Consider the following 18,715-nt stretch of genomic DNA (forward strand, 5'->3'; position numbering starts at 1 on the left):
TCTATTGCAGGTTGATAAACACTTGCCCGACCTGGGCTTGGAAACCAAATTTGCTTTGGTCAAACGTCGGGCTGCTGTTGCTGGCTAAATCAATCGCGCTGATGGCCAGCTTTTCGGTGGGAGCACCAAGAAAGTTTTCGTCCAAGGCGTGGTTGTCATTTTCATCGTGGTAGACGAACAGCGCGTAGTGACCATGCTTTAAACCATCAAAAGTGCAACTGGCTTGTTGCGCCACCACTGGTTGGCGGCAGTTCAGCGCAGGCGTTGCATCGCCGCTGAATTGCTGTTCATTACTTAATAGGCTGATGTCGATGTAGCCATCGTTATTGGCAGCGGCATTGACTTGAATAATCAAAGTGCCTTGAGCTGTTGTCTTGGCTGTGGTTTGTACGGCTGCCGGTTGTGCCTGTATCGCTGCACTGCATAAAACGGCCAGTGCTGCAGCGCTGTGTATCTTGGTCATGGTGTGTTCCTGTTGAATGATCTTGGTGTTTGAAGCGTTCTGCGGCTCAGTCTAGGGAGGGGCTGGCATGGCTTCAGTAAGCCTTTGTAAGAAGCACCGCGATACTGCGCCAAAGCGTTTGGGCCGCGATCCTGGCTGCCTCTACCATGAGAAAAAATAAGGAGAGGCGTGTATGAAAGTAATGCTCACGGCAGTGATCATGGTGGTAGTGTTGACCGTACTGGTATTGCTCGATGAAGCGAACTATCAGGCGGAGAAGGTTGCGTTTACTGCGGCAGGTAATCGCTTATCTGGCTCATTATTAATGCCGGAAAAGGCCAATAAACCCTGGCCTGTGGCGTTGGTGGTGCATGGCGATGGGGCAACGGATCGAACCAGCTCGGGGTATTATCAGCCGTACTTTGAGGCTTTATTGGCAGCCGGTATTGCCGTGTTCAGCTGGGATAAACCTGGCGTTGGTGCCTCTGAGGGCAGTTGGTTGCAGCAGAGCATGGACGATCGCAGTCAGGAAGTGCTGGCGGCCATACACTACTTGCGCAGTCGCGATGACGTTAGCCCAGATAATATCGGTGTGATGGGTTTTTCCCAGGCGGGGTGGGTGCTGCCAGCCGTGCTGGCTCAGGATGCCAATTTGGCCTTTGCAGTATTTGTTTCTACCGCCATTAATTGGCGTGAGCAAGGGCGGTATTTAACTCGCCAGCGCCTGTCAGCGCTGGGTTTGTCGGAGTCTGATATTGAAGCCAGTCTGGCGTATAACCAAAAAATGGATCAGCAGCTCGCGCAGGGAATCAGCTACCAGGATTATCTTGATCTACGCCAGCAACTGCCAGCGGCGCTATCGGATGGCTCAGCCATGTCGCCGGAGCGCTTTGGTTTTGTAGTAAAGAATATTCATGTCGATGCCAGTGCAACATTGCCAGTTATTTCTCAGCCTGTGCTGGCGGTATTCGCAGACTCGGATCAGCAAGTGGATGTGCAGCAATCGATTGCTGTGTATTCTGCGCAACTAGGCGCGCAGTTCCATCACCAGGTGTACCCTGATGCGGATCACGCTTTATTTAAGCATCGTTATTTTCAACATCAGCCTAAAGATGGCCTGTGGTTTTGGCTAAAAATGATTGTGCTGGGTGAAGAGGGACTGGCGGATGGCGTCACCACCGATATTGCTCACTGGATCGAGCAACAACTCGGTGGCAATAAAAGCCAGCCATCGAACGCCGCTCGATCACTGGTCAATGGCTAATCGACTTGTTGCTGTAATAAATGTTGCTACGCGCTGATCTGAGCCGCGCTGCGGCCACAGTCTTGCGGGCTCAGGCCAAAATAGCGCTTAAACTCACGACTGAATTGCGTCGGGCTGTCATAGCCGACCTGAATGGCGGCTTGCTTCACCTTAATGCCTTGGTCGGTGAGTAATTGTCGCGCTCGGGTTAAGCGAATTTTTTTGATGTATTGAATCGGCGATGTCGATGTCATTTGTCTGAAATTTCGATGAAAGCTGGACGGGCTCATATTGGCCAGCTGCGCCAGCTGTTCAACATCCAGCTTTTGCTGATAGTGCTCGTTTAAGTATTTGATCGCGCGCTCGAGTCTGGCCAAGTGGGTGTTGTGTGAAGCCAGAGCAAACAGCGAAGCCGCCTGTGGGCCTTGCAATAAATGAAACAAAATTTCTCTAACCAGGCCCTTGCCCAGCGCGGCGGCGTGCAGCGGTGTGCGCAAGCAAGTGCTTAAGCGCTCTACCACACACTTCAATTCATCACCGTATTCGCTGACGAACAACCCTTTGTTGCCATCGCTGTCCGCCGTTTTTGGTGCCATATGGTGCTCATCGTATAGGCGCACCAGCTCACCTAACATGGCGCTGTCAAAATCAAGCACCATCGACAGCAGAGGCTCACCTTGGGTGACGATGGTTTCGCACTCGGCTGGCAGTGGCAGTGTCAGCACCAAGTAGTTATCTGGGTTGTAGTGGTAGGTTTGATCGCCCAGATACACACGCTTCTGCCCTTGTGCCATTAAGATAACGCCCTGGTTGTAACACAGTGGCACGCGACCACTGGTCTCACTGGCTTTAAATACACCCACACCGGGCAAGCTGGTGCAGTTGAAGCCCTCGTTGGGTGCCAGGGCAAGCAAGTTATCAATCAGGTCGGTCATGGTGTAAGGCTCTTGATGTAAGGCTCTTGGTGTGACGTTGCAGTGTACTGTTTGGCCGCTCTCGAGTCTGCAGGTTTTGACGCTGTTGGTAGGATTAGGCATGTTTTTGGGCGGATAGCCCATTCTAAATAGTGCTGTGGAGGATATTCTGTGCACATCCTTGATGAGCGTGAGAGACCCATACTATGCAGAACTTTGACTACCACAATCCAACTCATATTGTGTTTGGACAAGACCGTCTGGCCGAGCTGGACCAACTGGTGCCAGCACAAGCCAACGTTTTGGTGCTCTATGGCGGCGGCAGTGTCGAGCGTTTTGGCACGTTGGATGCCGTGCTGGCGCAGCTCGGTTCACGTCGTGTGACCACCTTTGGCGGTATTGAGCCGAACCCGCAGTTCGATACGCTGATGAAAGCCGTAGAGATTGTACGGGAGCAAGAGATCGACTTTCTGCTGGCGCTAGGCGGTGGATCTGTGATGGATGGCACCAAATTTGTGGCGGCCGCAGCGCCATATCAAGGCGATGCTGAGAGCTTGTTGAGCCACGGCTTTGCGCCGTTGCCAATTGAGCGTTCGATTCCGTTAGGTGTGGTGGCGACCTTGCCCGCGACCGGCTCGGAAATGAACATGGGGGCGGTGGTGTCGCACAATGGCGGCAAATTCCCGGTTATGAGCCCACTGAATTTTCCCAAGTTTTCTATTTTGGACCCCAGCCTGACGTTTACCTTGCCGCGCAAGCAAGTGGCTAACGGTGTGGTCGATGCGTTTGTGCATATTCTTGAGCAATATGTGACGTATCCGGTGAATGCACCGGTGCAAGATCGCACCGCCGAAGGCCTGTTGCAAACGCTGATCGAAGTGGGCCCAGTGACACTGGAGCAGCCAGAAAATTACGATGCCAGAGCTTCCTTAGTGTGGACAGCCACCTGGGCATTAAATGGCTTTATTGGTGCCGGCGTACCACAGGACTGGGCAACGCATATGATTGGCCACGAATTAACCGCCCTGTTTGGTATTGATCACGCGCAGACATTAGCGATTGTTCAGCCATCATTGTGGAAGCTGCGCAAGCAACAAAAACGCGAAAAACTGCTGCAATACGCACAGCGGGTGTGGCACATCAACGCGGGGAGCGATGATCAACGCATCGATGCCGCCATTGATAAAACCCGAGAGTTTTTCCAGTCACTGGGTGTGGCTACGCGCTTGTCGGAATATGGTGTAGAGCGTGAGCGTATCGATGACGTGGTAAATGCCTTACAGACTCATGGCATGACCGCGTTGTCTGAAACCGGCGATCTGGACTTAGCCATTAGCCGTCAGATTTTAGAAGACGCTTACGCTGCTTAATCACGCATCATATCGCCTTCAACTAAGGTGAGCTTTATGGCTGTTACTGTGTGACAGCCATAATGCTATTTGCATATCGCAGCTCAGATGCTGCTGTCCGAGTATCGCTGATTTGTCGTGTACATGTAATAAAGGCGAGCGGTGAAGCCGGATAGGGCAGCAGTAAAGACTTACCTTATAACTGAGTGTTAGCTCTGTGCTCCAAACATGGCGGGTGGCTGGGTCGGATCGAAGTGCACCCAGCAATTACACAACGGGCGGGTGTGCATACGGACGTAATTAGATATTAAAAAGACCAACGCCGGGCCACACCCAAACTCACTTCTTTAGCCGAAAACCGATAATGATCGAATGAGTGTGTCTGATTGTAGATCGCTACGGCCAACTCCCAGCGCCAATGACGTAATTCATATTCCATAAAGACCAATGCACCCAGTGTGGTGGTATTGCTGCTGTAACGAATGCGCTCGCACTGGGCATAAACCGCGTATTTGTTCACACCTGTTGGATCGTCAAGATAATGCCCGGCAGCGCGGTGGCACAATGGCTGTTGCTGAGACTCCGTCTGATAGGCACTGCCTCGAATACGACTGTACCCGAAGGTGGTGCCGATGCCGGTTTTGAGCGCTTGGCTGGCGGTGATATCAAAGCGATAAAACAACGCGGGTTTGATCGCCACGACTTGCGTTCGACTGCGCGTTCCTAAATGAGTCGACAACTCGTTATCACCGCGTTTGATACGCTGTAGATCTGAGTGCTCAATGTAATAACTGGCACCGACGGTATGGCCCCAATGGGAATCTCCGAAATATTGATCACCGAAGTTGATCCCGAGCCATGGCCTGGGTTTGGTATAGCCATTCATGGTGAAGGCAGGCTCAGTCGACTCTTCATGCTCAAACGAGGTCATACGTTGGTACAGAGTCAGGCCAGTATTAATCTCTCGCGTGCCTGCAGAAACCGGCACGCTGCAGATTAACACCATCAATAATGTACATTGTTTAACCATAAACAGCGTTTGGGGAGTCGTTTCTAAGAGAATAATGGCGCCATAGAAGCACACTGGAGCTGAATACGGGCTTAACCAGATGGAGGTTGAGCCTAGGTCTCTCGTCTGGGAAGTGATGGGGTCACAACGCTTGTTGGTGCCAGGCAGCAATAGGCTTGATTGCCAGCATGAGTTAAACTTTGATCCTTTTCAATCTGATTAGGTTTATGTTTTCGCGCGGTGTTCTTTTGTTGCGAGCAACGATCACAGAGTTGGCCTAATTGACTATGGTTCTTCCTAGGCTGGCACTGATAACATGCAGCAAATTTTATACACGAATGGATTCATCTATGAAAAAAATAATTTTTGCTACTGTTATCACTTTCTATTCTCTGGTAGCTCTTTCAGATAGTTGCGGTTCTGGAGTACTCAAGCTTGTCCATTCTGGTGTTATGCACGGTACATATCCAAAGGATAGGTATGTTTTTTCCGGCGCCAATATGTATTATGCAAATCATGGGCGTGGTGAGGTTTATGTGCCTATTTATAAGCGGAAGTTTGATAGTCTAACTGGTCGATTCTCATCTGATAGCAAGGTTTTGGATAGTTTTAACTACTACGGATTCAGCGATCCTGTATATAGTGCCGAGAGTAACGTGATTCAAGCAAGATCAAATCGGTTTGTTTTCGAGCGAAATAATACTATCAGGGAACAGAATACAGGGTTATCCAGCACGCATGGTTTTCGTTCGGGATCTATGGCTTCTAACTCTGACTCTTCATTGATTATTTCTCGTCCTGGTTCAGGAGCGGCTTTGAAAGTTTTTGATGTCGATATCAATACATACGAAGTGTTAAGTTCTACAACAATTGATCTTGATAGTGTTGGTATTCCAGGAATTAGTGTTTTCTTTGACAGGTATGACATCCCATATGCTTTAGATTTCGATGCTGAGCGAGGTTTGGTTTTGTATCGATTGCTGAATGATGCCTCGCTTGAGGTTGTTGCTGATAATCTACAGCTTGGTTTTAGCCGCTCTTCTAACGAAGTGTATTTTAACGCTGATGCATCTGTACTTACTGTTTTTAATCGAAGTTCGAATAAAATAAGAGTGTTAGGCTTGAGTGATGAAGCATCTATAGATTTTTCATATGTTGCTAGTATGGATGCATCCAGAGTCGAAGCAATAAAACATAGCCGTTCACGTGATGGTGTGTCTGTGGTTGCGTCTAACTCCAAAGAGCTTGGCTTTGTGGATTTATTATTGTATCAAGTTGATATAAATAGCGGCAGTGTGAGTCTTTTGAGTCAGATAGAAAGTGCTTTTTCAACGTCCTCAGATAAGCAGTTTATAGCGGTGGACGCTGTGGATGATGCCTATGTGATTCTGGATGGTCCACGTTATTACTCATATCGAGTTATCTATAGCGACTGACATCGTATTTGCTTGATGACTAGTGCCTCACTGGAGGCTGCTTAACAACTCGAAACCCGATGTGATCGGTAAAGTTATCAGCATCATCCTTTCAGTTATGAAACGTTCGGTGTCTGAGCTTACCGGTCAGCAATGTACATGCTTGAGCGTTGTTGGCCCAGCCTGGCTCGTGGCGAGGGGACCCCAAAACCTATCAGTAATCGAGTCTTTTCAAGGGCACTTTGTGTGTGTTGCACACTAGTACTCGGTGGCTAACCTGCCTGAATACTAGTCCTCTCCGAGCACCTACTGTCGCTTTTAATACAGGGAAGAACAAGGAGCATGACTCAATGTCTTGCATAAGCATCTTTCGAACGCTGGATAAAAAATTGCGGTTAAATTGGTAAGAGTCGTTTTCTGATGGGGGTTTGTGCTAGCAAAAAAGGACTCGGTATTGGAAGCCAAGTATGGAAAGGCGTTGAAATGGATGATGGTCGTCGATTGCGAAGGTATTTCAACTGGACTGACGCTTGGCTCAGCGTCACCGGCTGAAGTTAATCCGATGATACCTTTTTAATATTGCCTATAGCACAGTAAAATGAAACGTTTGGTTTACAACAAAACGACAGGCTCTGATCTTCTTCGAATATCTTAAAAGAAGCGGGGCATCGATCCAACTGGCGACACCATTGATACAGGAAGAAGCGTCCCTACAAGGTGGTAGGAAGCTAAGCAGGTGAGACTTGAATGTAGAACGTTCTTTTTACTTGGGCTGTAATCCATCGTTGATCGCAGATTGGCGGCTTGATGAGAGAGAAGGCTCTCAACATATCGAGTTTTCTTTCGCGCAGTTTGCATGATGATCTTGATAAAGAAGATATAAAGCACATTTTAGCGCTGCTGCATTTAGGCTGTATTTGACATTAAATTCAGTGAAAATCATGTGAGTTCGCAGATAATCCATGCAGCAAGTGACTTTGGTCGATCAATTTGTAAGCAATGACGTTGACGATGCCGCTGCCTGGGTCTTTTTCGATGCGACCGTAGACTTGCAGTATGCGAGCGCTGACCAGAGTTTTGAGTTGTTGCTGGGCGGTGCTGAGCCAGACCACCACATTGCTGCTGCCGGTTTCGTCTTCCAAGGTGACAAACGTAACGCCAGCAGAGGTGCCAGGACGCTGGCGACAGGTGACTAAACCACTAACAAAGCCTTCGCTGTCGTGTGGCTGCTGTATTAATTCACACGCTTTGAGACTGTTACCGAGCTTGCCTTGCTCGCGTAGTATTTCCAACGGATGGCGGCCTAAACTCAGCCCCAGGCTATGATAATCTTCGAGCAGATTCTCTACTTCGTTTGGTGCGTCCAGTGGCCAGCTGGGCGGCGTTTCGAGTTGTGAAAATAAATCATTTTGTTGCGGCTCAGCCACTTGCCAGCGTGCTTGATAACGATGCTGAGTAAGACCGGCAAATGCATTGGCCGATGCCAATGCTTGGCGTTGCTGGCTGTCCAGAGCGTTATGCTGCAAGCAGTGCTGCACACTTAAATAGCCTGTTGGTGGGCGATGTTGAATGAGCTGCTCGCCCACCGCTTGTTGTAAACCGCTCACTAAGCGCAGCCCCAGGCGTAATGCCTTCTGATTGCCGTCAGCCTCTAAAGTATGCTCCCAGACGCTGTGGTTGATATCCACTGGCCGGACCTCGACACCATGGCGTTTGGCGTCATTAATCAGTTGTGCCGGGCTATAAAATCCCATCGGCTGACTGTTTAATAGTGCGCAGCAAAATTCGGCCGGATAATGGCATTTGAGCCAGGAGCTGGCGTAGGCCAGCAGGGCAAAGCTGGCGGAATGAGATTCTGGGAAACCGTATTCTCCAAACCCCTCCAGCTGGCGCTGTATGCGCTGGATGTAATCGAGCTTAAAGCCATTGGCCAGCATGTTGTCTTGCAGACGTTGCTGCAAAATATGCATATGTCCCTTCTTTTTCCAGCTGGCCATCGCACGTCGTAACTGATCAGCCTCGCCGGCAGTGAAATTGGCTGCCACCATGGCGAACGCGATGATTTGCTCTTGAAATAATGGAATGCCCAAGGTGCGCTTTAAAATTGGCTTGAGTTCATCCATGGGGTAGTCTGGCCGTTCTTCATTATTGCGACGCTTTAAATACGGATGCACCATGTCGCCGTGAATGGGCCCAGGGCGCACGATGGCAATTTGGATGACCAGGTCGTAATAATTCTTTGGCTTGAGCCTGGGCAGCATGTTCATTTGCGCGCGGCTTTCGATTTGAAACACGCCAACGGTGTCAGCCTGCTGGATCATGGCATAGGTGTCGGCATCGTCTCGTGGAATGTCGGCCAAGGTCAGCGGATGGTCGGGTGGGCTGATGTAAGCCAAGCAGCGTCGTAAAGCGCTGAGCATGCCAAGACTTAATATGTCGACCTTCATTAAACCTAAGGATTCTAAGTCGTCCTTGTCCCACTGGATTACGCTGCGATCTGGCATGCTGGCATTTTCAATCGGTACCAGTGTGGTCAGCGCGCCGCGGCTGATAACAAAACCGCCAACATGTTGAGATAAATGACGCGGAAATCCGAGCAACTCTGCCACCAGTTGCTGAAAGCGCTGACGGGTATGCGAATCGACGGATGCACGAAATAATTCATCCAGCCAGTTGCCATCGCGATAGCGCCAGCCAAAATTGTTCATAACTTTTTCCAGTTGCAGTAAATCCAGCCCGAGGGCCTTGCCAATATCACGAATGGCACTTTTGCGTCGGTAGCTGATGACGGTGGCTGTCAGGGCAGCGCGTTCACGGCCATAAGTTTGGTAGATGTACTGAATGACTTCTTCGCGCCGTTGGCTTTCAAAATCGACATCAATGTCCGGCGGCTCATGGCGTTTTTCTGAAATAAAGCGTTCAAACAGCAGTTGCACCTCTTCTGGGTTCACTTCAGTAATGCCAAGGCAATAACACACCACTGAGTTGGCCGCAGAACCGCGTCCTTGGCACAAAATATCGCGACTGCGAGCAAAACGGACGATGTCATAAATGGTCAGGAAATAGTGCTCATATTGTTTTAATGCAATCAGTTGCAGTTCTTTCTCGATGGTTGCTAACGTGGTGGCTTTTGCACCATTAGGAAAGCGTTGAGCGATGCCTTGCTGCACCAGTTCACGTAGGTATTCACCGGCGTCACGTCCTTTGGGTAGGCAATCGCGTGGGTATTGATACGACAGTTCGTCCAAACTGAAATGGCAGCGCTGAGCAATGTCTGTCGCATTGGTGATTAATTCATCCGGGTATAAATGGTAGAGCTTTTTGATGGAGCGCAAATGTCGTTCAGCATTGCTATACAGCCGCTCACGACATTCGGCCACGCTTTGGTGGTGGCGCAATGCCGTTAAACAATCTTGCAGTGCTTGGCGCTGTGGGTGGTGCATATGGACATCATTGGCGCAGGTGACGGGCAGTTGCCACTGCTGCGCACATGCCAAAATCGCGTCGTAGCGGACTGCGTCGTATTCATCCAGTGTGCGCTCAGCCAACAGCCACAGGCGTTGCTGATAGTGCGATTTTAAGGCGTCATAAACTGGCTGGGCGTCGTTTGGGTGTTGCGGCTGCCACAATAGCAGCAGATGATCGCAGTGCAGTAATTCCTGCCAACGAAAGTGATAGCGGCCTTTTTCTGCTTGCAAGCGGCAGCGGCTAATCAGTTGGCAGAGCTCCTGATACGCGGCGTGATTGGGTGCCAGGGCGACAAAACGATGCTCAGCTTGATAAAAACTGCTGCCAATAATGAGTTTAAGCGTCAGTTGTTGATCTTTAATCGCTTGGTGTGCTCGTACCACGCCCGCAACCGAACATTCATCGGTAAGCGCCAAAGCCTGATAGCCCAGTTCAGCGGCGCGCTCGACCAATTCATGGGGGTGCGATGCTCCGGTTTGAAAGGTGAAATTACTTAAGCAATGCAACTCGGCAAACGCTGGCGCGCATGACTTTGTATTGGAATTAAGCAAAGTAGCCATGCAGATACCATTGCTGCTGGTCGTCGCGAAACACCCAAACGTAACTAGAGCCTAACCAGGCGCGATAATAGTCCCGCCGCACGGCGTTACGGTCCCACCAGCCTGCGCTGATGCGCTCTGGGCCCGAGTCAAAGCGCTCGGGTGTCGGGCAGGGGTGTGGGGTTGGCAGTAGCCATAGTGGGCGCCCATAAGAACGCTGGGCCCCAGTGTGCGGGTGGTAATCAATATGCCGAGGCAGTTGGCTGGCATGTTCTGGTCTTGCGTCTCCGGTCATGGCGACGCGGCGCAGTTGCTCGGGTTCTAATCGCGCTTGCAATCGGTTTAACAGGGTGTGCTCGTCTGCTGCACTGACCGCATTGCTAAAGGCCATGTTCGATTGTGCGCCTGCTTGGGCCACAAAGTGCTTAACGCTGAGCGTCATATGAGTGACCGGCGCCGGCAGACGGCGTTTTTCCAGTTGATGACGACATAAAAACGTCAACTCCGTCTGGCGATATTCTGGGTGAGCAAAATTAATGCGCCAGTGTGTGGTGTTGTGATGGCGGTGCTGCAGTTGTATGTGTAATTGTTGCGTGGCCAATTGTCGTTGCCATAAAAAACCGGACAAGCTGGCGAGCATGCGCGTTAGCGGGAATAACAGGCCGTTGCGATGCTCGATTTCTTCGATAAATACAGTGTCATCGTTGAAGGTTAACGCGGGTTTGAAAAAGGTGAGTGTTGGTTGTTTTTTACCTTGCAGCTGCCAGATGTAAGTGAGTAATTGCGGCGATAAACGTTGTGCGATGTCGGCCTCTGGCAGGCGTAATAATTGACGTAAATTTCCTATGCCCAAGCGCTGCAGTTGCAGCTGCTGCGACTCAGTGAGCTGTAGTTGAGACGGGTTCGCATCTAGGCATTGCTGCCACAGAGAATCCATCGCATCGATTGTTGGTTCGGGCTGTTGTTGCCAGCGGTTATAGGCCGCTAATTTGGCCAATGCGGCGGTGTTGGCCAACCCCAGTTGCATCGGCCAGCCCAGTGCTTGTGCCTCGCTGCTCATGCTGTGCCAAAGTTGCTGCAAGCTGCCAAACAATCGCGCCATGCTGGCTACCTCTAGCCACAGCCCTTCAGGCGCGTCCAAGCTAACTTGGGCAGAGAACTGGTAGGCCCATTGTGCGCGTTGCTGCAACCAATGGTGTTGTCGTGTTTCATCCAGCCGCTGTGCTTGTAAATCCGGGCACAAACACCAGGCGCTGGCACTTGGCATGGAGGGCAACACCCCCTGTTGCTGTGCGATGTGATTGCAGTCGATGACGTGTTGCCCAAGCGCATCCAACAGTGCTTGTGGCTGTTGCAGATCTGCCCCGCAAGCATGCAAATACAGCTGAGGAAAATGCACATACAGCCAGCGCATCAGTGTATGGGCGGCAGTTGAATATTCACCGGAGGCAATGGCCAAGCGCCACGGCGCTTATAACACTCCACATCGACGGCGTTGATGTGGGTGCGACGTATGCCTAAACGAATCGCGGCCGGTGAACCACTGGCATCGAATGGGGTTTGCGGCCATAACCAGCACAAGCTGTCGTGCTCTTGGGCGCTGATTTGCAGGCGTCGAATATGATCTTTATGCCATTCGCTGGGCCAGCCTAACACCGCACAGCAGTGCGGGCTGCGCAGCGCTTCCTCCATGCTCCACATGGCCTGTTGATAGTCCCGCGGATGCACCAGCAACACACGTTCGTAGTGAATGCCTGCCTGGGCTAGAGCAGCGGCACAAGGCAGGAAGGGCGGGCCCACCCACACAATCCAGCGGGCGCGTTGGCTTAAGCGGGCCAGTGCTGGCAACACTAGGCTGAGCTCCCCTTGGCCTTGCTGGCTGCTGTACAGCTCGTGTACGGCGCCTAAGTTCCAGCCACCGCCGGGCAATATCTGATCGAGTGCAGCAAAGCCCGTTGTCAGGGTTGGGTTCGATGCCACTTGGTCTGCTTGCCAGACTTGGCCTTGCTGTAGCATGTGTTGCAGCGTCTTCATACTGGTATCTGTCTTTATATACAGTATGTGTTTTTATACAGTATTGGTGTGTTGTTTGAAAAGGGTCATCTGTGCGCAGGTGAAGAATGACAGCCAGTAAGGTTTGCAGCTCTTCTCAAGGGGAATAAGGGCGCACAAGAGCCGTAGATGAATATAAGTCACAAGGATGCGCAGACGGGAATGCTCACCGCAGTAACAGAGGTCGCGGTGCAGTACAACAAGCAATGCACTGAGCCACCTCCAACGGCCATTCACACTCAAAGTGTCCACTATGGCAATGTGCTGTCGATTGTAAAAAGCAACATGAGCGATGGTTTGTCGTTGACGTTATCACTGAGTGAGCCAGCACTGTGTACTGAGGCCGCGAAATTTATTTCAGCAAACTGGCTTCGCACCCCAAAGCCTTTTGGCTATCCAGAGCGGGTAGCGAATTTTTCAGAAGCTTCTAAATGTCTTTGCTGTCACTAGAAAGGGTGTAATAGACTGCGGCTCCTTTTAATAAGGAGTAACTGATAAGGAGTACTATGGAATATCAAATACATTGTTTGGATGCAGCAAAGAAGTTGGCCCCTTATGCCGATGATCTCATGCAACGCTCACAGCGCATTATGGATCAGCTAGTCGAAGTGTTGCCGTTATCGCCCATGGACTTTAGCCTGTGTCCCGCCAGCCATGCTGAAACCATTCCCCATGGCATTGGCGGTTATGCCTTATCTGAGCATCGTGTCGAAATTTTCTTCGATACACAGCGCGACGATTTGCTGGATTGCATTGAACGTGACTATGCGTCGGTGCTGGTGCATGAGATGCATCACGCAGCGCGTATCGGTGTCAGCGCTCCGCAACCAGATACGCTGGCGAGTGCCGTTGTCAGAGAAGGCTTGGCCTGTCACTTTGAACAAACCATGACGGGGGTTGTCCCTTCGCTATTTAATGCGTTGTGGGACCAAGACTGGCGTGTTTTATACCAAAGAATGCAGCCAGAATTGCATGCACCTTCCTATGACATGGGGCTGTACTTGCTGGGCAGTCAGCCGGACGTATTCCCGCGCTATGCCGCCTATTGGGTCGGCTACAACATAGTGCAGGAGTATTTACAAACCGGCCAATTAAGTGAGCTGGAGTTGGTGGGCGTGGATAGCAAGGTGTTGATCGACTTTGCCAACGGCCTGCTGTAATCAGACCAGCCGTAGTAGAGCGATGTGATGACTCTAGGCTAACAGATACGTGATATTTTTTTGAGGAGTGAGTCCGGTGTGAGTTTTATTTTTCTGGTTAATCTGGCGGCCATCGAGACTGGGCTGATATGAATGCTATGTTTGGCATTGGTGTCCGTTAAAGCGGGGCAAGATCAGAGGGCTTGTTAGAGGGCTTGTTAGAGGGTTTGTTAGAGGGTTTGTTAGAGGGCTGGCCGCAGTGTTGCTATTGGTTTAGTCATCGCCCGTGGTGTAGGAATGCACTGTTCTGTGCCGCATTTTTATCGACTCCATATCCCAATTTGCGTTTTTTCTTATGAATATGGCGTGTCGGCGCTGGTCGCGCTATGTACAGGTTAGAGATTAAAATCCACTTGCCAGTGCGTGAGTACACGCGCTTCAATACGGTATTTCATCGAAATCGGATCGCCGTATATGCCTTTTACTCCCATCCATATGGGGCCGGGAATTCTCATCAAAAGTGTGATGGGCAGCGCCTTCAGTTTAATGGTGTTCGGTTGGACACAAATTGTTATGGATATTCAACCCTTGGTGGTGTTGATCACCGGTGAAGGTCAGCTGCACGGCGTCTCGCACACCTACCTTGGCGCTCTGGTGATGACGGTGGTGGCCGCGTTGACTGGCAAATATTTGTCGCAGTTAGGTTTGTGGCTACTGCGGGTAGAATCATCTTGGCATAACCAAATCCCCTGGAAAGTAGTCTGGGTCAGTGCATTGATGGGCAGTTTGAGTCATGTATTTCTGGATAGCATCATGCACTCGGATGTCGAGCCTTATTATCCATGGAGCTCCAACAACCCCTTTTGGCGATGGATATCGGTTGAACGGCTACACCAGTTTTGCCTGTATTCCGGTCTGTTAGGCGCAGTGATTTTCTACAGCATTGTTGGTTGGAAACGGTATCGATCGTAACGCTGTGTGCTTTGATGGGGGTTACGTTGTTTCTGGTTTTGGGTACGAAAGGAGACTTTGTTGCGTATTGAATTTCGACACATTCTGGCAGAGGATCTTGAACTGCAAAAAGATCTGCTGTTTATTGCCTTATGGACGCCCGCGCATGTGCCCGGCCCTAGCAGAGACATCCTGCAATCGCCACGGGTGCGAGAGTACTACCAGGATTGGGGCCGCCAGGGGGATATCGGCCTATTTGCGATAGATGCTGATCAAACAGTTCTAGGCTTTGTACAACTGCGCCAGAAATACTGCATAACAAAGGATTATGCTGAACTGCCAGAGTTGGCCATTGCGGTGCTACCCAGTCATCAAGGGCAGGGGTTGGGCGCGTGCTTACTGGATGAGATTATGGCGCGTGTCATGTCATCGGTGAAAGGCATTCGCTTGGGCGTCAACCCCGAGAATCAAGCAGCCATTGCATTGTATAAAAGCCGGAATTTCGAGTTCTACGCCAATCCTGAGGGAGCCTATCCGCAGATGGTGTGGTTGAACAATAAGGGCAGCGACGATTAACAGACTTTGCCAGTTAATCGTCGCTTTTTTGCTGATTGGATGGTTTTCTGGTTGGCTGCTTAAAAGGTGTTTTGACCTTGCAGGTGCTGAATGACCCGATCCAAGGCGCTGTCTTTCTCGCTCAAATAGTCTGTGATGCTGCGCTCAATCAGTACGTCTGGATACAAGGCATCGGCGTCGGTGCTGGCAAAGCGATATAAGCGTTTGGAGTAAGACACTTGCCATTTTGAGTTGGGCAAAGTGAACATGCCCATATCTTGGTAGCCGCTGGGCTGTGCTCCTGTAGGCTCACCAATCAAGCGTGCATTCAGAATCTGTGAGTATTGAGCGGCATTGCTCATGGCGGCGGAGTAGGTGACGTTGTCGGTTAATACAAACACGCCACTTTTCCAGTCGATAGAATCAGCCAATACCAGGCGTTGCGCTAGAATCAGACCAACAAAAAAGTCACCGCCACCGTTATCACGCAAATCAATAATGAGCTGGCGACTTTTGTGTTGTTGAATAAAGTCCAGCACATCATCGGCGAAATCTTCCATATCATCGGCAGCAGGGTAGCGACGGAAGCGAATATAAATGCTGTTGTTGCTGTTTGACGCGCCAAACCACAAGTTATCGTTAACCCGCTGTTGCTGCGTAAAAGCTTGGGTGTTGTAAAAGCTCAGGCGTTGCGCGTTATCGAGCCCAGAAGTGCTAGTGCTGAGTGTTTCAGTTTGCTCACCTTGGCTGCCGATAAAACGAAACTGTGCCGTCGAACCTTGAGCAATGTTAAGGCCGTTTAAAACTTCGTAGGTGCTCAGGTCTTGAGCAATACGATGACGCGTGGAATACGGGTTGTCTGCAAAGGGCACCACATCCGCCATTTGCGCGGCAATATCGTTGATATGGAGGTTGTTAATGGCCACCAGCCGACTGCCCAGTAGGTGCTGGTACTGCGCTGAGGTAGCGGTAACATAGTATTCCTCGGCAATGGCACTAAGCCGGATGGGGTAGCTGTTGAGCGCAGGTTCTCCCCACAGCGGAAACGCCGTATGGCTATCGCCCAGTGCGTTGGTTAAACGCATCAGAGAAACCACCACTTGGTTTTCGTTAAGGTCGGGTAACTGTTGCTTAAGCTGTCGCAGGTGCTGCTGAAAATAGTGCTTGGGCAGAGAGTGGTGCAAATCAATATGATGCTGGTGCAGCTGTTGTGCATAGAAGTCGATGTCTTGTTGCCAGTGCTCAACCTCATTCTTCGATAGAGCATGAGAGAACAGAGCAAATGGCAAGGCGATCAGGGCGATTAATAGTCTCATCGGGGCCTCTTAGTTCGATGAACGTGGTAAATAGCGCTGTAAACAGTACGGTGGGGCGCACCACTGTGTTTGTTGTTAGAGCCGTCGCTTCTGGTGATGCACCGTTCATAGCAATCTAGCCCCAATCTGGAGTTGCAATCTTATCTGTATATAAATACAGTGTCGATGGCCAATAATGAGGCAGACAGAGGTCTGCATAAACCGCCAGGAGCCAATGTGGGTATTGAGTTAATTGATTATTTAACGCGTCACTTTTTAACCCGGGCACAGCTATTGGCGCAGTCTGCAGTCGATGAAGACGACTTTGTCTGTTGGCAGAATACGGGTGTTCAGCCGCAGCCGAGCTATCGCATCAGGTTGGACTTACACAGCAGCTCATTTTTTGGCGAAAACACGACGGCCGAGCAGCTTGAGTATTACGCCAAAGGTCAGGTCGCTTGGTTGGGTGTGCTGTCTCAGTGCCCATCTACCTCGGCTGCGAAGCAGCAGTTTATGCAGCGCTACCGTAGCGCTTGGCAGCGTTTACAGGCCGATTTTAACTTACCCTCTGCCGAGGACGCGCTGACGCATGAGATATTGGAAGAAAAGTGGGGTTATTTTATCGACGGTACGTTTGGTTTATGTACGCGTTATGGGCTGGTCGAAGAAATAGCCGCTAAGAGCTTTGCGATCCAGCAGATCAATGCACTGATAGCACGCCCTGAGCTGACGCCCGATCAACTAGTCCTGCTGGAGCAGGCTGTGAATTTACTGGATCAAGTTGCCGCTGAGTTTGCCCCGCATGAGCGCGCAACCAGCTCGCGGCAACGACTAGTGAACGATGTTCGGCGTCGTTATCAGTTGAGTGTGCCACGAGCAGATATGTAAACGGCGAGAATCATCGTGCGGCACGTCGAATGTGAACCTCCAAACTGACACGTCGCATCTAATAATCGATGACAGCATTGCCAGCGGGTGGTTGATCAGTGACTGCTGGCCATAGGGAGCGTCAGCTCAGTGGTGTTCGTCTCAAACGATTCCAAAATAGCGTCCGCCATTAATGGCACCAGTGCCCTAATCAGGTTGCTTTGCTCAGCGCTGAAACCGGTTTCCTGTCGTGTGCTGAACAACAAAATAAATTGCTTATGCTGTGGGCATCGAAATGGGTAGCCGACCACTTCGCTGGCCAGCGTATTTTTATGCAATTCTCGCAAGAAGCGCTCATCATGGCGGCTAACAGCCAGTTGGCGAATATTGTCCAAGCTGAGCCATTGTTGCTGGAAGCTGGCTTGTAGCTCTTGGCCGAAGACTTTATTTGGCGAAATATGGCGGTGGCGCCAATGAGCGTCCAATGCATCGGGGGCAGAGTGTGTTAACTCAATGCGACTGCTGTCTAATGCAATCAACCCTAACCAATTAATACCCAGCGCCGAGCGACCGCTGTCGAAAATATCATTCAGCTTGGTTGCCGTGTCGGTTGGCTGATGAATATCGCGCACCAAATCCAGCATCAGTTTTGCCCGTGCCGACAGCTGATTAAACGCATGTTGCAGCTGGCGTGTTTCGGTGCTGCCGGTTTCGTCGATTTGCAAACCGTACTCGCCGCTGGCAACCCGGTCACAGGCATGAGCTGTGCGAACAATTGGACGTACCACACGCAACGCCAGCAATAAAAGTAGCACCAGCACCAGTACAATTAACGTGCTCATGGCCAGCAGTCGCCCTTGTTGCGAGCCCTGTTCAAACCGTTGTTGTGCGCTGGCGATAGCGCTTTGCAGGCTGTCACGACGGGCTTGCAGCGGTGCGATATTGGCCAGTATGTACTCTGCGCCCCATTCTAAACGCGGCTCGGCGGGGTCGCCCAACGCATCGTGCAATGCCACTTCAAAGGATTGCCAGTCTTGCAGCCACTGAGCATGCAGGTTCTGAGCTTGAAACAGTTCTGTGGCATTTAATAGCGACAGCAGTTCGTTGTCGTTCGCTAATGCTTGTTGATGCTGTTGTAACACCGCGACGGCTTGCTCCGTGGCGGCAATGCTGTGCAGAAACTGCTGGTAAAACACCACCAAATCACGGTTATAGCTTTCGTAATCGCGTGGCGCATTGCGTTTGTAATGCTGCGCTTGCTGCAGCAACACCGACAGCTGTCCAGACAATTGCAAACTGCTGGCATGCCAATTGGCGGCGCTTTGTTGCCAGTGACTGAGGCGAGTCAGGGCATAGCCGCTGGCTAAAACGACAGTGATCAACAAAGCGGCGGCCACGGAAAAGGTGGTGATTAGACGAAGTCTGAACAAGGCAAAGCTCTCCTGTGTGATGAGCATAACGGTGGTAGCTCGTCGGT

General features: G+C 50.8%; 15 protein-coding genes. 7 read left to right on the forward strand and 8 right to left on the reverse strand.

Features of this window, described 5'->3' with window-relative positions:
• Nucleotide 1: 1 nt before the first annotated feature.
• A complete protein-coding gene (locus tag CHH28_RS12915) occupies nucleotides 2–463 on the reverse strand; it encodes a DUF2141 domain-containing protein (RefSeq protein WP_094060698.1) in 462 nt (153 codons plus the stop codon).
• Between the two features lie 172 nt (nucleotides 464–635).
• Here CHH28_RS12915 and CHH28_RS12920 point away from each other — a divergent pair, with 172 nt between their 5' ends.
• Nucleotides 636–1,706, forward strand: coding sequence for an alpha/beta hydrolase family protein (locus CHH28_RS12920; RefSeq protein WP_094060699.1), 1,071 nt, complete (start codon nucleotides 636–638; stop codon nucleotides 1,704–1,706).
• Between the two features lie 26 nt (nucleotides 1,707–1,732).
• On the opposite strand, the gene CHH28_RS12925 is transcribed toward CHH28_RS12920, so the two are convergent.
• Complete coding sequence (locus tag CHH28_RS12925; RefSeq protein WP_094060700.1) at nucleotides 1,733–2,620, reverse strand: AraC family transcriptional regulator; 888 nt, start codon at nucleotides 2,618–2,620, stop codon at nucleotides 1,733–1,735.
• Between the two features lie 185 nt (nucleotides 2,621–2,805).
• On the opposite strand from CHH28_RS12925, the gene CHH28_RS12930 reads away from it, so the two are divergent.
• Entirely contained in the window at nucleotides 2,806–3,969 is a 1,164-nt protein-coding gene (locus CHH28_RS12930; protein ID WP_094060701.1) for an iron-containing alcohol dehydrogenase, read from the forward strand.
• A 286-nt stretch (nucleotides 3,970–4,255) separates the two neighbouring features.
• On the opposite strand, the gene CHH28_RS12935 is transcribed toward CHH28_RS12930, so the two are convergent.
• Nucleotides 4,256–4,978, reverse strand: a complete 723-nt coding sequence (locus tag CHH28_RS12935; RefSeq protein WP_157729904.1) for a hypothetical protein — start codon at nucleotides 4,976–4,978, stop codon at nucleotides 4,256–4,258.
• Between the two features lie 329 nt (nucleotides 4,979–5,307).
• Here CHH28_RS12935 and CHH28_RS12940 point away from each other — a divergent pair, with 329 nt between their 5' ends.
• Nucleotides 5,308–6,393: a hypothetical protein gene (locus CHH28_RS12940; protein WP_094060703.1), complete on the forward strand. Its 1,086-nt coding sequence runs from the start codon at nucleotides 5,308–5,310 to the stop codon at nucleotides 6,391–6,393.
• A 908-nt stretch (nucleotides 6,394–7,301) separates the two neighbouring features.
• Here the strand turns inward: CHH28_RS12940 and CHH28_RS12945 are convergent.
• From CHH28_RS12945 to imuA, 3 genes are read right to left on the reverse strand one after another with little or no spacing between them, the layout of a single operon-like run.
• Nucleotides 7,302–10,400: an error-prone DNA polymerase gene (locus CHH28_RS12945; RefSeq protein WP_094060704.1), complete on the reverse strand. Its 3,099-nt coding sequence runs from the start codon at nucleotides 10,398–10,400 to the stop codon at nucleotides 7,302–7,304.
• A complete protein-coding gene (locus CHH28_RS12950) occupies nucleotides 10,384–11,793 on the reverse strand; it encodes a Y-family DNA polymerase (RefSeq protein ID WP_094060705.1) in 1,410 nt (469 codons plus the stop codon). Before CHH28_RS12950 ends, CHH28_RS12945 begins: the two co-directional genes overlap by 17 nt.
• Entirely contained in the window at nucleotides 11,793–12,413 is a 621-nt protein-coding gene (imuA, locus tag CHH28_RS12955; RefSeq protein ID WP_094060706.1) for a translesion DNA synthesis-associated protein ImuA, read from the reverse strand. The genes CHH28_RS12950 and imuA overlap by 1 nt, the downstream gene beginning before the upstream one ends.
• 524 nt (nucleotides 12,414–12,937) lie before the next feature.
• On the opposite strand from imuA, the gene CHH28_RS12960 reads away from it, so the two are divergent.
• The 3 genes from CHH28_RS12960 to CHH28_RS12970 all read left to right on the forward strand — a co-directional run bounded on the left by CHH28_RS12960 (nucleotide 12,938) and on the right by CHH28_RS12970 (nucleotide 15,097).
• Complete coding sequence (locus tag CHH28_RS12960) at nucleotides 12,938–13,591, forward strand: DUF2268 domain-containing protein (protein WP_094060707.1); 654 nt, start codon at nucleotides 12,938–12,940, stop codon at nucleotides 13,589–13,591.
• Between the two features lie 453 nt (nucleotides 13,592–14,044).
• Nucleotides 14,045–14,542: a metal-dependent hydrolase gene (locus CHH28_RS12965; RefSeq protein ID WP_094060708.1), complete on the forward strand. Its 498-nt coding sequence runs from the start codon at nucleotides 14,045–14,047 to the stop codon at nucleotides 14,540–14,542.
• 60 nt (nucleotides 14,543–14,602) lie between these two features.
• On the forward strand, nucleotides 14,603–15,097 hold the full coding sequence (locus CHH28_RS12970) for a GNAT family N-acetyltransferase (RefSeq protein WP_157729906.1): 495 nt from the start codon (nucleotides 14,603–14,605) through the stop codon (nucleotides 15,095–15,097).
• A gap of 59 nt (nucleotides 15,098–15,156) precedes the next feature.
• Here the strand turns inward: CHH28_RS12970 and CHH28_RS12975 are convergent, their stop codons facing one another.
• Nucleotides 15,157–16,392, reverse strand: coding sequence for a hypothetical protein (locus CHH28_RS12975; RefSeq protein WP_094060710.1), 1,236 nt, complete (start codon nucleotides 16,390–16,392; stop codon nucleotides 15,157–15,159).
• 216 nt (nucleotides 16,393–16,608) lie between these two features.
• Between CHH28_RS12975 and CHH28_RS12980 the strand changes: the two genes are divergently transcribed.
• Complete coding sequence (locus CHH28_RS12980) at nucleotides 16,609–17,259, forward strand: DUF6058 family natural product biosynthesis protein (RefSeq protein WP_157729907.1); 651 nt, start codon at nucleotides 16,609–16,611, stop codon at nucleotides 17,257–17,259.
• 95 nt (nucleotides 17,260–17,354) lie between these two features.
• On the opposite strand, the gene CHH28_RS12985 is transcribed toward CHH28_RS12980, so the two are convergent.
• Entirely contained in the window at nucleotides 17,355–18,668 is a 1,314-nt protein-coding gene (locus tag CHH28_RS12985) for a HAMP domain-containing protein (RefSeq protein WP_157729908.1), read from the reverse strand.
• Nucleotides 18,669–18,715: the final 47 nt, after the last annotated feature.

Source organism: Bacterioplanes sanyensis (genome assembly GCF_002237535.1).
In the GTDB taxonomy this organism is placed as follows: domain Bacteria; phylum Pseudomonadota; class Gammaproteobacteria; order Pseudomonadales; family Oceanobacteraceae; genus Bacterioplanes; species Bacterioplanes sanyensis_A.

Coding starts and splice junctions, on each gene's coding strand:
- CHH28_RS12915 (WP_094060698.1), bottom strand. CDS start 463: ATGACCAAGATACACAGCGCTGCAGCACTGGCCGTTTTATGCAGTGCA.
- CHH28_RS12920 (WP_094060699.1), top strand. CDS start 636: ATGAAAGTAATGCTCACGGCAGTGATCATGGTGGTAGTGTTGACCGTA.
- CHH28_RS12925 (WP_094060700.1), bottom strand. CDS start 2,620: ATGACCGACCTGATTGATAACTTGCTTGCCCTGGCACCCAACGAGGGC.
- CHH28_RS12930 (WP_094060701.1), top strand. CDS start 2,806: ATGCAGAACTTTGACTACCACAATCCAACTCATATTGTGTTTGGACAA.
- CHH28_RS12935 (WP_157729904.1), bottom strand. CDS start 4,978: ATGGTTAAACAATGTACATTATTGATGGTGTTAATCTGCAGCGTGCCG.
- CHH28_RS12940 (WP_094060703.1), top strand. CDS start 5,308: ATGAAAAAAATAATTTTTGCTACTGTTATCACTTTCTATTCTCTGGTA.
- CHH28_RS12945 (WP_094060704.1), bottom strand. CDS start 10,400: ATGGCTACTTTGCTTAATTCCAATACAAAGTCATGCGCGCCAGCGTTT.
- CHH28_RS12950 (WP_094060705.1), bottom strand. CDS start 11,793: ATGCGCTGGCTGTATGTGCATTTTCCTCAGCTGTATTTGCATGCTTGC.
- imuA (WP_094060706.1), bottom strand. CDS start 12,413: ATGAAGACGCTGCAACACATGCTACAGCAAGGCCAAGTCTGGCAAGCA.
- CHH28_RS12960 (WP_094060707.1), top strand. CDS start 12,938: ATGGAATATCAAATACATTGTTTGGATGCAGCAAAGAAGTTGGCCCCT.
- CHH28_RS12965 (WP_094060708.1), top strand. CDS start 14,045: ATGCCTTTTACTCCCATCCATATGGGGCCGGGAATTCTCATCAAAAGT.
- CHH28_RS12975 (WP_094060710.1), bottom strand. CDS start 16,392: ATGAGACTATTAATCGCCCTGATCGCCTTGCCATTTGCTCTGTTCTCT.